This window comes from Thermoanaerobacterium aotearoense (assembly GCF_009905255.1).
In the GTDB taxonomy this organism is placed as follows: domain Bacteria; phylum Bacillota; class Thermoanaerobacteria; order Thermoanaerobacterales; family Thermoanaerobacteraceae; genus Thermoanaerobacterium; species Thermoanaerobacterium aotearoense.
Window position 1 is genome coordinate 1,725,268 of sequence record NZ_CP047602.1, and the last position, 15,682, is coordinate 1,740,949.

Here is a 15,682-nt window from a genome sequence, read left to right on the forward strand (position 1 = left end):
AAGACTCTTCCTTTCAATCCATTAATTGCAAAAAAACAAATAGTAAAATCTTTATGCAGCACCTTAAGGTGCTGCATAACATCATTGTCCAAGCTGCTTCTGCGCATTATCAAGTGCTTCTTGAGCATTTTTTGCCTGCTTCATTATAAGTGAATCTGAAGCTTTATTTGCAGCATCAGATACTTTTGTCCCAAGAAGTCCAAACTGCCATGGATAAGAATAAGCCGCGCCATCTATAAATGCTACTCTATCTGGATATTTTGTCCTAAATCCTTCTTCCATAGACTTTCTTGATGGAAGAGCAAGACCTGAATCAACAACAAATTGTTGCCCTTCTTTTCCAGTTAAAAACTCCAATAATTTAAATGCATCATCTTTATTTTTGCTGTTTTTATTCATTACATAAGCAACGGTAAAAGCTAATGTTGCCTTTTGTTTGCCTTCAGGAAGCTCTGCTATTCCGTAATTAAGGTTTGGATCCTTATCCTTTAAAAATGGTATCATCCATCCTCCCTCTATCGCCATTGCGGCTTTTTTAGCTGCAAATACATCACCATTCCATCCTCCACCTAAATTCTGTGGCGTATCTGCTACCTTGTCCTTTGTAATAAGCCCTGTGTAAAAATCAAGCGCTTGAGCATTTTCTGGAAGATTTAAAGTCACCTTACCATCTTTATATACTGAGCCACCATTTTGAAGCATAAAAGCTTCGAACCTTGCAAGATCTGACGATAAAACCAAGCCTTTTACACCATTCTTAGTCAATTTTTGAGCATCTGCTTTTAATTCATCCCATGTCTTTGGAGGCTCACTAATACCTGCAGCATTAAACATGTCTTTATTATAGAATAGCGCTAATGTGTTATAATCCTTCGGAAGACCGTACGTTTTTCCTTCCCACTGAAAAGCTGAAAGCAACGATGGTTCGAAATCATTTACATCTACATTGTATTTCTTAATATAATCATCTAATGGTTCCAAAACTCCTGACGACATAAGCTGTGGTGCAGGCATACTATCAAGATAAAAAATGTCTGGAGCTACATTTGCAGCAATTTCTGTTTGCAGTTTCTGCATGTAATCGCCTACTATTGTTTCAATTTGTACATTAATATTAGGATATTTTTTCTTAAATGCAGCTAACTGGTCATTTACAATCTTCGTTTCAGCAGGCGAAGAAGACCACATTCCAAGTTTTAAAGTTACAGGTTTTGAAGTGTCTTGTTTCTGAACAGAGTTAGTTTTATTATTGTTGTTGGTGGAAGCAGTGTTTTGTTTTGTTGAACATCCAGAAAGCAAAGCAGCTATCAAAAGTATTGTGACAACAAAAATGCTTATAAATTTTTTACCCATTTTTATTTAACCCCTCTCCTATAAATATATAATCTTAAACAAAACCAAGCCTTATTAAAGATATTAAAGTAGTCCTAAATCCCCCCTATTCACATTATTTATCTTTAATAGGCAAAGCAGCAATTTCTGCTTATGCCTATTACACATCTAATTAACTTCAACATCTTTTCCTTTTATTTTTACTTTTATCTTCTTTCCATTGCTTTCGAGAATTTTTACATCAACGTTATCTTTAACAATATTGATTTGAAGCAAATTGCCTTTCCAATAAATTTGATATGACAACTTTCGCCATTTCTCTGGCAACCATGGATTGATATTCAAGGCACCCTCTTTGTCCACATACAAACCGCCAAATCCAAATACGGCAACTTGCCATGTACCTCCAGCAGAAGCAGCATGGAGACCCTCTTTTGTGTTGCCTTGATTATCTACAAGGTCAACATTAGCACTCCTTAAGAAGGAATAATATGCGTTCTTATAATCCCCAACTTTCAGTCCCATGATAGCATACATGCTGGGACCTAACGAAGATTTATGCATTGTTCTCTTCTGATAGTATTCGTAGTTTATCTTTTTCGTCTCATAATCAAATTCTTCACCTAATAACAGCATAAGCATCACTACATCAGCCTGTTTTACAAGCTGCGTATCATTTAATTTTGTAATATCTACACCGTCAGGCCATATCGGCATATTATTCTCATCAAATTTATCTATTACGTAATCTTTTCTTTTAAAATAACCTTCAAACTGCTCTAAAATCTTTTTTTCTTTATCAAATGGTATATAAATTTTAGGAATAATATCTCCCCAATTTTTCAGTTCATCTTCTGTCAAACAAATCTTAGATGTCAACATTTCGTACGTTGATGGATATTCCTTTTTCAAAAACTCAACGAATTCAATTGCTTTTTGAATATTCCACCGCGCGAGAAAATTAGTATATGAATTATTGTTTACATGTTCATGAAACTCATCAGGTCCAATTACATCATTTATTTCATACCTATCTAGAGAACTATTGTACTCACATCTTGATACCCAAAATCTGGCAGTTTCTAATATCATTTCTATCCCGTATTTAAGCATAAAATCTATATCATCTGTAGCTCTATAGTATTCAAAAACAGCGAAAGCAATATCAGCAGTTATATGGTACTCTATATCTCCTGTCCATATTCTTACAGGATTGCCTTTATAATCAACACCCCATTGTGGTGTCTCTTCATTTCCTGTATCAGCAGATTCCCATGGATATTGAGCTCCTTTATATCCATTTCGTATGGCATTTTGCCTTGCTGCATCCAAAAGATTGTATCTATACATAAGAAGTGTCTTAGCTGCTTTTGGATACACGTATATGAAAAATGGAAGCATAAATATTTCTGTATCCCAAAAAACATGACCCTTGTACCCTTCACCGTGGAGAGCTTTTGCTGCAATGCTTACCCTATAATCGCTTTCGCTGACAGAGCTCATCAGATGAAATATATTGAACCTCAAAGCTTTATCTGCCTCATCATCGCCCTCTATTTTAATATCTGCAACATTCCAAAGTTTCTCGTATATCTCAATATGCTTTAAAAGTTCTTTATCTATGCCCTCTGAAGCAAAATTGTAAACATCTTTTTCGACTTCACTTTTAATCTTTTCCTTTGATATATCCCTTGATGTATAAGTTGAAACAAATTTATCTACTTCGACAGTTTTATTTTCAGTTACATCAAACTCATAGTATTCTGAAGATATTTCACCTAATGGAGCAAATCTTTTATGCTTTACAATATTGTTTCCATCATCACTGCGATAAACTTTTACATAAAAGCCTGTTCCAATCCTTGTATCATCATCTCTTGTGGCTGTCTCAAGGTAACAACCGCCATTGACAAAGTTAGTATTTTCAACAATGCGTAAATGCTTTGTCTTGTAGGCTGGATTCTCTTTCGAATTCAACACAGAACCATCTATTATGCTTTCTACAGCAATGGCACCATTATAATTCACAGGTGTTATGAATAGTTTTATGGCAGCTCGATGAACGTTATGTTTGCTTAAAAATCTGTATCCTTCTATGCGGGTAATCATTCCAGAATCATCTTTTAATGTAATGCCTCTAAACAAGATTCCATGTTTCATATCTAAAATTCTGATAAAATCTAAGATTTCGCATTTATCAAGATTTAGATTCTTGCCATTAACATATACTTTTATGCCAACCCAATTTTGTACATTGACCAATTCCCTTACTTGAGCTTCTGACTTATCAAAAATTCCAGCAATAAAGTTGCCTGGACATTCATCATCAGAGCCTTCTTCAAAGCTTCCTCTTAGTCCCATATATCCATTTGCAAGCGTGAAATTCGTCTCATATCTCTGATTTAATTTTTTATCATATCTTTCCTGTAAAATAAGCCATTTATCATCGCTTAATAATTTATTTATATCGTCAACAAATGTAAATTTAGCCACATGTATACCTCCTGCCAAATAAACGCATCCGAAACGTTTTGGTAACATCTTAAAAAAAATTATATTTTTTTTGCCGATTGCCTAATAATAAGTCGATGTGGTATTATTATGTGCCTCGGTTTTTCGCCTTTTATTATCGACACAAGATGTCTGGCCGCCATATAACCTATTTTGTAATTTTCCTGCCTTATTGTTGTCAAACCTGGAGTTATCAATGATGATAATTCAATATCATCAAAACCAACTATAGATACATCGTCAGGAACCCGCATGCCAAGATCTTGTGCAGCCTTTAATGAACCTATGGCCATCAAATCTGAAGCATGAAAAACTGCTGTGATTTCAGGATTTTCAAAAATCATCTTTCTGAAACAATTATATCCTCCATCTTGAGTAAAATCATCAAAGACAACATATTCGTCTTTATAAGGAATGTTGTTTTTGTAAAGAGCTTTTTTATATCCTTCCAATCTTTCAAAACTCACTGCAGCATCATTATGCCCATTTATAAAACCAATATTTTTGTGTCCCAATTTTATTAAATAGCTTGTTGCCTCAAAAGCAGCTTGCACGTTATCTGAACTTACATAGCCTACTTTATCATTTAATATAGGGATATCTATTAATACAGTTGGAATCTCTGTGTTTTTTATCTCCTCTATATACGGATCGCTTAATTTTAGCCCTTCCACAATTGCGCCATCAACTTTTCTGTCATTGCATAATTTTTCATAAGGCGTCACATCTTGTGAAGTCGGATCAACTGTATACAAAATGAGATCATACTTATCTTTTCTTAAACCTGCCTTTATGCCTGCTAATATCTCCAAAAAAAACGGATGGTATGCACCAGGTTTAATAAGTTCTGAAACAACCAGACCAACTGTGTGAGTCCTATTGGTCACTAATCCTCTTGCAATAGAATTAGGAGAGTAATTTAATTCTTCGGCTATCTTCTTGATTTTTTCTCTTGTTTCTTCGCTTACATCCGGATATCCGTTTAAAGCTCTGGAAACCGTAGTTACAGAAACACCTGCGTATTTTGCAATATCTTTTATAGTAACTGCCATTACATATCCACCTTTTCCAAAACGTTTTGGTTTAATTTTATTGTATACCATTTCTTTTTATATGTCAAGATACATAATAATAGCTTTCTTAAAATAAATTTTTAAAGAATTTAAGTCATACAATAATTATCTAGATGTATATCTGAAAATATATTTTATGCCAAGCGAAAATAATATTAACATAGAAACAAGTCCTATAAATCCAGCAATTGTTGTAAGAACTTCATTTTTATACCTAAAACTGTCTAATATAGAAACTATCCATAATATAGATAAAACACTTTCTTCAGCAAACAAAAGATAAGTCATAATAAAATTCATTAATATTCTCTTCGCAAATATATTGTTTAAATATACAGATAGACAAACCAAAATAGATAAAAATATAAATACGCAAAATTCTTGAACTGTCATATGTGTAGAATGACTTCCAACAATAACTGCATGCCAAACATACTGTATGCATAAAATTAAAGAAATAAAAATATATATAAAAATATTAATTAAATTCCTTGTAATCATAAAAACACCTTCTTAAAGCAATGCATAACTGTTTTTATTTTAACAAAATTAATGAAATTTTTCAACTTTAAAACACAAAATTCTATTCAATGTAACAAAAATTTAATAATTTCATAGAATTATTAATATAAAAAATAACTATTAGGAGATGATATTGTGGTAAAAAGAATATTATCAGAGCCAGGTTCTTATAAAATAACTGTGAATTTTGAAGAAAAGTGGGCTCATATATTAAATGATGATGCTTTAAAAGCTTTTTATAATGAATACGAACAAGCTGGGATAGCGCGATTATCATTAGATATCTTGATAAACTATAAAGAAATATTCAAAAAAACACTTTATATAACTCCCCAATCGTTAATGATAGAAATTATGGCACATTTAGATGTTGAATCTATTGCATCAAAATTCCCGATAGTAAGAAATTATGTAACTTCACATACTAAAATAATAGATTGTGGAGAAGAAGACGTCGATAATAATAGATGGCTATGGGATCTAATATCAAAAAGTTTTTAAGTAATAATATACTAACAAATGTTTTTTATCTGAATTTATCTTATTATTTCAGTTAAGATACAATATAATAAGCCTGAAAATAATTTTTAACTATGTTTTACAATTCCAATTGCCTACAAAGCAATTATTTGCGCTTTTCGACAATTGGAATACATATTACCTTTCAATTTTCTCTCATCGATACTGCCATTTGCAATGCGTCAACAGGTTTAAAATTGTAATTTATATAGTATACACTTGATTCTTTTGTCCAGTAAATGTTAGTTGTAGTTTTATTTTTGGACACATTTACAACAATCAAACCTTTGTTTAGCGGAACAGGCAAATTGTAGTTTTGTAAGTATTTCACCATCTGCTTTGCCAAATCAATCTGAGGCTTGTCAGTAGAGTCTACTTCAACAGTCCACCTGCCCTCTCTCCACTGTACGCTGTACTTGCCTTTCCCATAATAAACTTGACCCCATATAAAATCTTTGTAATTTAGATTTCTACTCTCTTTATCGACTATGAAGCCATTATTCTGACGGATTGCATTTACATAATTTTCAGCATCAACATCTGACCCAAAAAGAAATCCTCCAAAATCTCCTAAAATATCGTTGGCACTAATATTATTTAAATCTATCTTTGTGTTTTTTAAATCATACGGTTTATCAGATATGATTAAATCGACATTGTAGCTGTTGTTAAACTTCCCCATTTCAGGCACAGCAGTTATATACATGCTTTTTTTATCTTCTGGCAAAGGTACAACTGCAGGAGCATAAATCTTAATTATCGCATTGCTTTCAATGTCTTTTAAAGCATCTATGATAATCGGATTTACATATTCAATATTTTTTTGATTATTGTCTTTTCTCACAGGATACTGCTGTTGCCATGTTTGGCCACCATCAAGAGTGCTTAATATTAGCCCATTGCCATTCTTCGTAGATGCAATCCAACCATTGTAAGTGTCTACGAATGTCATCGGAATAGGTCCTTCAATAACGCTTTCTAAGTCAAATTGCGGAACAGGATAGCTGCTCCACGTATTTCCGCCATCGGTAGTTCTGGATATTAAAATCTTATCGCTATCATTTTTCGGATTCAATCCAATAGCAAAAGCAGTTTCTTTGTCGACGATGTTTATTGAACTTAAATAATAACCCAAAAAATTGTTGGTTTTATGACTTCCGTAAAAACTGCTAAAATTTTTTTCCTCTGCTAAAGCAGTCCAACTTTTCCCACCATCTGCAGTTTTTAAAATAAGATATGGCTCTTCATTTTCTGATGTCCATTTCCCTCTATAAATAACCCATATATTGTTTATATCTAATGCAGAGATCTCTACATTCCACTGACCTTGCAAATATGGGTTGTAAATAAAATTCCATGAAATTCCACCGTCTCTCGTATAATATATACTATTATTGTACGATGCGAATCCATGATATTGATCGACGAAATCATACGAATCAATTTTAATTTTTGTATTTATGCTTTCCCACGTCCGACCTCCGTCGTTAGTGATGTAGAGCTTGCCTTCATGTGTACCATAGCCTCTGTCTACCGTTACAAACTTTATATTTTCGATGTTCTCATTCATTTTAGGCAATTCAATCCACGTCTTACCGCCATCTGTCGTCTTCAAAATAGATTTATCAGATGATATAGCCCAACCATAAATAGAATTGACAAAATCAAACCCTATTATATTAAAAGAACCTGTATGTTCAACTGTCCAGTTTTTGCCTCCATCATTTGTAGACAAAATGATTCCTTGTCCCCCAGCCCATCCATCTTTTCCATTTATAAAGTAAATCGCCTGAAGGCCAAATTTGGGAGCATTATTTAGATTATAGCTGAATTCAATATTCCTATTTATTTTATACGTAGTATCGTTAATGCCATTTTCCTGAGTTTTGCTTATACCACAGCCAGTTAGAAAAACCGTTAAGATCGCTAATGGCATTATCATTTTATATAGTAATCGCCACATAATCGTGACTCCCCTTTTTATCTTTCTAAGTAAATTTTATCAGACATTTAAAAGAATTTCATAAAAAAATTATTAAATTTTGATGCCGTATGGACATACCCTGATACATATTCCGCAAACAGACCCTCGTCCTATGTGTTTAAAGTTTTTATTCATATATTCGCTGCATGCGTGAGCATCAACAATTTCCTTTCTGTCTATACCAGCTTCCCACAGTCTGCCGTGTAGCGCCATTGCTGGGCAGCTTGTTACGCACAAGTTACATTCCCCACATTTGCTTTCGCTAATAGGAGTGCCTGGCTCCAATTCAAAATCGGTCAATACTGTCCCTAGCCTTACTCGAGGCCCATATTTTTCAGTGACTAAAAGCCCGTTTTTCCCTATCCATCCTAATCCAGCCATTGTTGCAGCAGTTTTATGTTGAAATAATCCTCTGTACTCTCCAAGCTCCTTTATAGACTGAGAGGCGGGTACAGCTAATGCATTGTATCCCCATTTTTCTAATAAAAGTACAGTTTTCAGTGTGATTTGGTCTATCAATGTATTCACAGAGCGATAATGATGAAAGTAAGTATAAGTTGGTTTATCATCAATTTCATTAATTATTCTATCTGACAATTTTATCAAAACACTTATACCATATTTCAAATCCTGCAAACTTTCAGGAAGCACATCACCAAGGTAAGAGAAGCCAACTTCTGATGCACCCCATTCTTTAATTTTTTCTAAAATAATCTTCTGCTTATCCATTCACATCACCTTTTTGCTTTTATTCCAAAATAATTTTAACACATTATTGTTAAGCAAAAAAAGAATAAATTGCACATTTTTACGCAAAATTAGATGTGGGAATAATTTTGAGGAGGTAAAAACATGGCAAGAGGAAGTTGGAATGATAAAACAAAAGTAGTGCCTGAAGCGCATCAAGCACTTGATAATTTAAAATATGAAATAGCAAAAGAATTAGGTTTGCCAGTAAAACAAGGCTCTGAAGATTATTGGGGTACACTTACATCTCGTGATTGCGGCGCTGTTGGAGGACACATGTTAAAAAGAATGGTACACTACGCTGAATCCGCCATGTCAAACGGCGTCAGCATAAGCGGTGAAAAGACAACAAAAATCGGAAACGGCGCAGCAGGTAGCGAAGCAGAATACATGAACAAATGATACTTTGAGAGTATTTAAAATACTCTCTTTTTTTGATATATATTTTGTGGTAGAATATAAATAGTATACAACATGTTGTGAGAGGTGTGAAAGTTGAGTTATGAGATTCAAGAATTAGCAGAAAACAAACTGATAATTTTGTACATTTTAAATAGAATAGATATGCCTATCACAGGCGAGCAGATAAACAGAATAATTTCCGACAACAACCTTATGAATTACTTTTATCTTCAGCAATACCTAAATGAATTAGAAGAAAGCAATTTTGTAGATCTTAAAGAAAGTAAATATATATTAACTGAATTCGGTTTAAATGCATTAAAGCTATTTTTTAAGCACATTCAGGAGGACACAAGGAAGAAAATAGATGAATACATAGTCATAAATAAGGAAAAATTCAAGCAAGAATCGCAATATATAGCCACGTATTATAAAAAATCTGACAGAGAATACATTGCAAATTTGCAAGTTGTAGAAAACGACATAGTTCTTATAGAAATAAATTTAAATTTAGTAAATGCTCAACAAGCAAAGATCGTATGTGACAACTGGAAGCAAAAGTCAAATGATGTATACAATTATATTGTAAAAGCCCTTACGCCTCAATAATGAGACCATCGGGCTCTTTCCCAACTTCTATTTTCCTTTCAATTTTAAGATTCTCTATATCCACTAAAATTAGCTTATTTTCACCAGAAACAGTTATTAATGCATAGTTCTTAAACACCCTTACAAAAACCGGCATATAGCCGCAAAAAAGTTCTGTACGCTTTTTTGTACGCAAATCAATCTTCATCAAAGTGTTAGAACACGAATTTACAACAAGTAAAGAGCTTTTAAAAAACGCAACAGATATTGGCAATTTACCGCACTTAATATCGTCGTCAAATGTATCATTAATTATGTCATACACAGATATAGAACCATCAAGCCCTGTCTCTAAATACGAATTTGCCACAAATAAAAACTTTTCATCGTCTGATAAACACATTCCAAATGGTTTTGACTTGACAAACAATGTTTTTTCTACACACAAATCAATTGGATTTATCAACGAAACCGAGTCAGAATTCGTATTTGAAACAAAAATTTTATTGCGCTTTTTACTGTATATTATAGATTGTGGCTGAAAGCCCACATTAACCTGCTCTATTATCTTACCTGTCATTATGTCAAACACGGTTAGACAATCTGCATCTCCATTTAAAACATATATGAGATTATTTAAAATCATACCATCGTTTGGAGATGGCCCAATATATACAGTATCTTGCAGGTGAAAATCATCAATGTCAATAATACTTATTGAATCATCAAACACATTTAGAGAATAAAGTTCTTTTCTTATGCTATTAATAAGCAATCTATGGGGTCCCTTCTGTGGAATGTGCAATTTATCACTTTTATAAGTAAAGTCATCATCAATCAACTTGAGAAATGTCCTTGTATGATTATCGCTTATATAGCTTATGGTGTCATCGCCTTTGTTGGCAACGAATATTTTCAATGTTCATCCCCCCATGCATATGCTAATTTATAATATGCACGGAAGGTATTAATGTCACAAAAATGGTCGGGGCAACAGGATTTGAACCTGCGACCTCACGGTCCCGAACCGCGCGCGCTACCTCTGCGCCATGCCCCGACGCATTTACAATTTTATCATAAACAAATCATTATATCAAGTACAATTTAATAATTCGAATTCTTGCCTTATCAAATATCTATGATCTTTTTATATAAGTCCTTCATGTCGTACTTTATATGTTCATCTCTGGCAATTCTCAAAAGTCTTAAGTATTCTTCCCTCGCAAAATCATATTTTAATTGTGCAAGCTTTGTTTTAAGGTAGTTGTCTTTCTCCACCCTTTCAAGGTATAATTCGCTCTCTTTAAGTCTCTTTAGTGCATTGTCTATCTCCTGTAAAAGATCTGCACTGTTATATTCCATACAACCACCTTCTGGAGACTGTAGTTTTGTATATTATATTATTGTCTTTATTATTTTATTACCCTTTTCAAATATGTTCTTACATGTCCTATCATATAAAGTGAACCACAGAAAAGTATCAAATCTTTTTCACTGGCTTTTTTCAAAGCTTCATCAATAGCATCATCTATATCTTCAAAATGTAACGGATTCACATTTTTAATCTTTTCAGCCAATTCTTCTGCCGTATAAGCTCTGTCGCTTATAGGCTTTGTCGTTATTACAATATCTGCCATAGGTACTATTAGCTTAAGCATTTTGTCAGTATCTTTGTCTTTCAACATACCGATGACAAGCACCAGTCTTTCATAAGAAAACAAGCTTAAAGCCTCTTTTAATACTGCCATGCCTTGAGGATTGTGGGCACCGTCTATCACGATAAATGGGCATCTGTTTAATACTTCAATTCTGCCAGGCCATCTCGCATAGGTAAGTCCAGCTCTTATAGCTTCTTCACTTATAGTTATGCCTTGGGATTTAAGTTTTTCTACAGCCATTAAAGCCAATGAGGCATTGTAAATCTGGTGTTTGCCAATTATACATATCTTAAGATTTCTATAATCTTTGTAATTAAAAATCTGATAATCGCTGTTGGACTCTACTATTTCAACATCGTTAATATCCAAAATATCCAAAGATGCTTTTTTAAGGCTTGCTGCTCTTTTAATCACCTGCAGTGCTTCATCTTTTTGATAAAAACTTACTACAGTTCCATTCTCTTTTATTATTCCTGCTTTTTCATAGGCTATTTTTCCCAAAGTATCTCCCAACTTGTCCATGTGGTCATAGTCTATCGTAGAAATCACAGATACTAAAGAATCGTCAATGACATTGGTAGCATCAAAGCGTCCACCTAATCCCACTTCCAGCACCACAAAATCGACATTTTCATCGCAAAAATACTTAAATGCAATTGCGGTAATCAATTCAAATTCTGTCGGATGATGATACCCATCAGCTAACAGCCTGTCAACAACGCCCTTTATATATTCAACGTAATCTGTCAATTTATCCTTTGGAATATTTTCATTGTTTATTCTCATTCTTTCTTCAAATTCTTCCAAATATGGTGACGTGTAAAGTCCTACTTTAAACCCAGCACTGATTAAGATACTATTTATGAAAGCACATGTAGAACCCTTTCCATTTGTACCTGCTACATGAATGAATTTGAGATTTTTTTGAGGATTTCCCATATACTCAAGAAGGCGTCTTATGTTATCAAGTCCCAATTTTATGCCAAATTTATTAGTATTGTGAATGTATTCCATTGCATCACTGTAATTCACATTATCATCCTCCGAAATTCAAAACCCCAGACAAGACATCGATTGTCTGGGGATATTTTATAAAAATAATCCCATCATTATTTCATCTACGTATTCATTTCCGATTTTAAATTGTTTCTTTCTGCGGCCTTCTTCTTCAAATCCGTATTTTTGATACAGATGGATGGCATTGGCATTAGAGCTAAATACACTTAAACACAGCTTTGAATAGCTTCTCTTTTTGGCCCAATCGATGGCATATTCAAACAGCTTCGAACCAATGCCTATATTTCTGTATTTAGCATCCACGCTTATACCAATCTCACCTACATGTTGAACTTTGGAAGATCTGCCACCATAATATCTAAAAAGCGTAAGGCAACCAACTATTTGTCCACCATAATCAGCAACCAAAATCAAGTCTTTCCCACGATCAAGCCGCTTTATCATTTGCCTTTCCTCTTCTTCCGTCCATCCCGGCTCTTCTGAAACCATGTATATTTTTTCTTTTCCAACGCTTTCGATTAGCTTCACTATTCCTTTGGCATCCTTGATATTTGCTTCCCTTATGGTTAAAGTCGGATTTTTTTCTACCCTTTTGAATAGTGTAAACACCATATTACCTCCTTCAGAGGCATCAAAATCATTTTAGCAAATACTCGATGCGTTCATCAAGATTCTTAAGCATTTCACTGTATTTTTCATATTTCTCTTTTTCAGCGTCCACTACATGCTTTGGCGCTTTGCCTACAAACTTTTCATTTTTAAGCATTCCTTCGGCTCTCTTTATCTCGCTTAAAACTTTCTCTCTTTCAGATTTAAGCCTTTCTATCTCGTCTTTTATGTCGATCAAGTCTTCAAGAGGCATTACGACCAATGCACCTTCGATTGAACCTGACACAGCTTTTTGAGGCAACACATCTTTATCTTTAATATACATCACTTCGCTGGCACCAGCAAGTTTAGTAATATAATTCTCTCCATCTTTAAATATTTTTATAACATCTTCTTTGTCTGTATTTATTATAACTCTCGCCTTTTTTGACGGTGCTACAGAAGCCTCTGCCCTTAGATTCCTTATTGTCTTTATTGCATCCATTATTAACATAGTATCTTTTGCTTCTTTTTCAAAAATCAAATCTTCTCTGTACTCAGGCCATTTGCTAAGCATAATCGTATCGCCTTCATGTGGTATATTTCTAAATATCTCTTCTGTTATAAACGGCATAAAAGGATGCAACAGTCTCAATGTGTTATCCAACACATATCTTAAGACAGACTTCGTTACCTTCTTTGCTTCCAAATCATCACCATAAAGGACAGGCTTGCTAAGTTCTATATACCAATCACAGAACTCACTCCAGAGAAAATCGTATAACTTTCCGGCAGCTATACCTAATTCGTACTTCTCCAAGTTTTCTGTCACTTCTTTTATTACACCGTTTAACCTTGTTAAAATCCATTTATCAGCTATGTTGAGATTTTCCAAATAAAGCGTCGTATCATCACTTGTAAGGTTAAGCATCACATACCTTGATGCATTCCAAAGCTTGTTAGCAAAATTTCTACTGGCTTCCACTTTATCATCGCTAAATCTCATATCGTTTCCTGGAGCATTGCCAGTGATAAGAGTGAATCTTAACGTATCAGCACCATACTTATCTATTATCTCCAGAGGATCAATGCCATTACCTAAAGATTTACTCATTTTTCTTCCTTGCGAGTCTCTTACAAGCCCGTGTATCAAGACTCGCCTAAAAGGCACTTCTTTCATGAATTCCAAGCTCATGAAAATCATCCTGGCAACCCAGAAAAATATTATGTCATAACCTGTAACCAGCACATCGGTTGGGAAGAAGTATTTAAGATCATTTGTTTCTTCTGGCCAACCCATAGTCGAAAATGGCCATAATGCTGAACTAAACCATGTATCAAGTACATCTTCATCTTGATGTATGTTTTTGCTGCCACATTTTTCACAGCATGTAGGATCGTCTTTTGAGACATTAACATGACCACAATCATCGCAATACCATGCTGGTATCCTATGACCCCACCATAGCTGCCTTGATATACACCAATCTTTGATGTTTTCAAGCCAATTAAAATATATCTTTTCAAATCTTTCAGGTATAAATTCTATTTTACCTGTCCTTACCGCATCCAACGCCGGCTTTGCAAGAGGCTCCATCTTGACAAACCATTGTTTTGACAAAAATGGTTCAACTGTTGTATGGCATCTATAACAGTGTCCTACGCTATGATTTAGATCTTCAACTTTTACCAAAAGTCCCATATCCCTTAGCTTTTCGACTATCTTCTTTCGCGCCTCATATCTATCCAGTCCAGAGTATTCTCCACCATTTTCATTTATCGATGCGTCTTCATTCATTATATTTATGAAATCAAGGCCATGTCTTATGCCTATTTCAAAATCATTTGGATCATGTGCAGGAGTAACTTTTACAGCTCCTGTTCCGAATGAAGGATCTACGTAATCATCACCTACGACCGGAATTTCCCTTCCGACGATCGGCAATATGAGAACTTTGCCTATAAACTGTTTGTACCTTTCATCATTAGGATTTACAGCTACAGCCACATCTCCTAACATTGTCTCAGGTCTTGTAGTAGCTATTGTTATATATCCTTCTTCACCTTTTACAGGATATTTTATGTACCAAAGATGTCCTTGTTCATCTTCATGTTCTACTTCTGCATCTGATAATGCGGTTTTGCAACTGGGACACCAGTTTATTATCCTGTCTCCACGATAAATAAGCCCTTTCTCATAGAGAGAAACGAAGACTTCTCTTACGGCTTTCGACAGCGCTTCGTCCATTGTGAACCTTTTTCTCGTCCAATCGCATGAAGATCCTAATTTTTTAAGCTGATCCAAAATCCTATTTTCATACTTTTCCTTCCACTGCCATGCTCTCTCTAAGAATTTTTCTCTTCCTATGTCTCTTTTGGTAAGCCCTGTTTCTTCTCTGATTTGGTCAAGAACTTTAACTTCTGTAGCAATGCTGGCGTGGTCTGAGCCTGGTATCCATAAAGTGACGAAGCCCTGCATTCTTTTCCATCTGATTATTATGTCCTGCATCGTATTGTCTAAAGCGTGACCCATGTGCAGTTGCCCTGTGATGTTTGGAGGTGGTATTACAATAGTAAATGGCTTCTTGCTTAAATCAATCTTTGGCGTAAAATAGCCTTTTTCCATCCATTCGCTGTATATTCTATCTTCAAATTCCTTAGGATTGTACGTCTTAGAAATTTCCATCTTTATCTCCTTTCGATTTTATGTTTTGATAAAATAAAAAAAACCTTTCCCAAAA

General features: G+C 34.3%; 14 protein-coding genes and 1 tRNA gene. 3 read left to right on the top strand and 12 right to left on the bottom strand.

Going from position 1 to position 15,682, the window contains the following annotated elements:
• Positions 1 to 81: 81 nt before the first annotated feature.
• The 4 genes from GSH73_RS08750 to GSH73_RS08765 form a co-directional block, all read right to left on the bottom strand.
• Positions 82 to 1,353, bottom strand: coding sequence for an ABC transporter substrate-binding protein (locus GSH73_RS08750; RefSeq protein ID WP_014758387.1), 1,272 nt, complete (start codon positions 1,351 to 1,353; stop codon positions 82 to 84).
• Positions 1,354 to 1,500: 147 nt separating this feature from the next.
• Positions 1,501 to 3,825 carry a kojibiose phosphorylase gene (locus tag GSH73_RS08755; RefSeq protein ID WP_014758386.1) on the bottom strand — a complete coding sequence of 775 codons (2,325 nt, stop codon included), beginning with the start codon at positions 3,823 to 3,825 and terminating at the stop codon, positions 1,501 to 1,503.
• A 59-nt stretch (positions 3,826 to 3,884) separates the two neighbouring features.
• Positions 3,885 to 4,895 (bottom strand): LacI family DNA-binding transcriptional regulator, encoded by a 1,011-nt coding sequence (locus GSH73_RS08760; protein ID WP_014758385.1) that lies wholly within the window; start codon positions 4,893 to 4,895, stop codon positions 3,885 to 3,887.
• A gap of 126 nt (positions 4,896 to 5,021) precedes the next feature.
• Positions 5,022 to 5,216 (bottom strand): hypothetical protein, encoded by a 195-nt coding sequence (locus GSH73_RS08765; protein WP_152528716.1) that lies wholly within the window; start codon positions 5,214 to 5,216, stop codon positions 5,022 to 5,024.
• Positions 5,217 to 5,573: 357 nt separating this feature from the next.
• Here GSH73_RS08765 and GSH73_RS08770 point away from each other — a divergent pair, with 357 nt between their 5' ends.
• On the top strand, positions 5,574 to 5,939 hold the full coding sequence (locus GSH73_RS08770) for a hypothetical protein (protein WP_014758383.1): 366 nt from the start codon (positions 5,574 to 5,576) through the stop codon (positions 5,937 to 5,939).
• Between the two features lie 163 nt (positions 5,940 to 6,102).
• On the opposite strand, the gene GSH73_RS08775 is transcribed toward GSH73_RS08770, so the two are convergent.
• Positions 6,103 to 7,920: a WD40/YVTN/BNR-like repeat-containing protein gene (locus GSH73_RS08775; protein WP_014758382.1), complete on the bottom strand. Its 1,818-nt coding sequence runs from the start codon at positions 7,918 to 7,920 to the stop codon at positions 6,103 to 6,105.
• Positions 7,921 to 7,992: 72 nt separating this feature from the next.
• The gene (locus tag GSH73_RS08780) at positions 7,993 to 8,670 is read right to left on the bottom strand and encodes a 4Fe-4S double cluster binding domain-containing protein (protein ID WP_014758381.1); all 678 of its coding nucleotides are present in this window, start codon (positions 8,668 to 8,670) and stop codon (positions 7,993 to 7,995) included.
• A 123-nt stretch (positions 8,671 to 8,793) separates the two neighbouring features.
• Between GSH73_RS08780 and GSH73_RS08785 the strand changes: the two genes are divergently transcribed.
• A complete protein-coding gene (locus GSH73_RS08785; RefSeq protein ID WP_014758380.1) occupies positions 8,794 to 9,090 on the top strand; it encodes an alpha/beta-type small acid-soluble spore protein in 297 nt (98 codons plus the stop codon).
• A 93-nt stretch (positions 9,091 to 9,183) separates the two neighbouring features.
• On the top strand, positions 9,184 to 9,699 hold the full coding sequence (locus GSH73_RS08790) for a DUF4364 family protein (protein ID WP_014758379.1): 516 nt from the start codon (positions 9,184 to 9,186) through the stop codon (positions 9,697 to 9,699).
• Here the strand turns inward: GSH73_RS08790 and GSH73_RS08795 are convergent.
• The 6 genes from GSH73_RS08795 to GSH73_RS08820 form a co-directional block, all read right to left on the bottom strand.
• On the bottom strand, positions 9,686 to 10,597 hold the full coding sequence (locus GSH73_RS08795; protein ID WP_014758378.1) for a YncE family protein: 912 nt from the start codon (positions 10,595 to 10,597) through the stop codon (positions 9,686 to 9,688). The genes GSH73_RS08790 and GSH73_RS08795 overlap by 14 nt on opposite strands.
• 63 nt (positions 10,598 to 10,660) lie before the next feature.
• A tRNA-Pro gene (locus GSH73_RS08800) sits at positions 10,661 to 10,735 on the bottom strand.
• Positions 10,736 to 10,806: 71 nt separating this feature from the next.
• The gene (locus GSH73_RS08805; RefSeq protein WP_014758377.1) at positions 10,807 to 11,040 is read right to left on the bottom strand and encodes a hypothetical protein; all 234 of its coding nucleotides are present in this window, start codon (positions 11,038 to 11,040) and stop codon (positions 10,807 to 10,809) included.
• Positions 11,041 to 11,090: 50 nt separating this feature from the next.
• Positions 11,091 to 12,368 (bottom strand): bifunctional folylpolyglutamate synthase/dihydrofolate synthase, encoded by a 1,278-nt coding sequence (locus GSH73_RS08810; protein WP_014758376.1) that lies wholly within the window; start codon positions 12,366 to 12,368, stop codon positions 11,091 to 11,093.
• 57 nt (positions 12,369 to 12,425) lie between these two features.
• A complete protein-coding gene (locus tag GSH73_RS08815; protein ID WP_038069394.1) occupies positions 12,426 to 12,962 on the bottom strand; it encodes a GNAT family N-acetyltransferase in 537 nt (178 codons plus the stop codon).
• Between the two features lie 28 nt (positions 12,963 to 12,990).
• Entirely contained in the window at positions 12,991 to 15,627 is a 2,637-nt protein-coding gene (locus GSH73_RS08820; RefSeq protein ID WP_014758374.1) for a valine--tRNA ligase, read from the bottom strand.
• Between the last annotated feature and the right edge of the window lie 55 nt (positions 15,628 to 15,682).

What these genes read in the sequence shown, in the direction of transcription:
- GSH73_RS08750 (WP_014758387.1), bottom strand. Translation starts at nt 1,353, where the DNA reads ATGGGTAAAAAATTTATAAGCATTTTTGTTGTCACAATACTTTTGATA.
- GSH73_RS08820 (WP_014758374.1), bottom strand. Translation starts at nt 15,627, where the DNA reads ATGGAAATTTCTAAGACGTACAATCCTAAGGAATTTGAAGATAGAATA.
- GSH73_RS08805 (WP_014758377.1), bottom strand. Translation starts at nt 11,040, where the DNA reads ATGGAATATAACAGTGCAGATCTTTTACAGGAGATAGACAATGCACTA.
- GSH73_RS08775 (WP_014758382.1), bottom strand. Translation starts at nt 7,920, where the DNA reads ATGTGGCGATTACTATATAAAATGATAATGCCATTAGCGATCTTAACG.
- GSH73_RS08765 (WP_152528716.1), bottom strand. Translation starts at nt 5,216, where the DNA reads ATGAATTTTATTATGACTTATCTTTTGTTTGCTGAAGAAAGTGTTTTA.
- GSH73_RS08760 (WP_014758385.1), bottom strand. Translation starts at nt 4,895, where the DNA reads ATGGCAGTTACTATAAAAGATATTGCAAAATACGCAGGTGTTTCTGTA.
- GSH73_RS08780 (WP_014758381.1), bottom strand. Translation starts at nt 8,670, where the DNA reads ATGGATAAGCAGAAGATTATTTTAGAAAAAATTAAAGAATGGGGTGCA.
- GSH73_RS08785 (WP_014758380.1), top strand. Translation starts at nt 8,794, where the DNA reads ATGGCAAGAGGAAGTTGGAATGATAAAACAAAAGTAGTGCCTGAAGCG.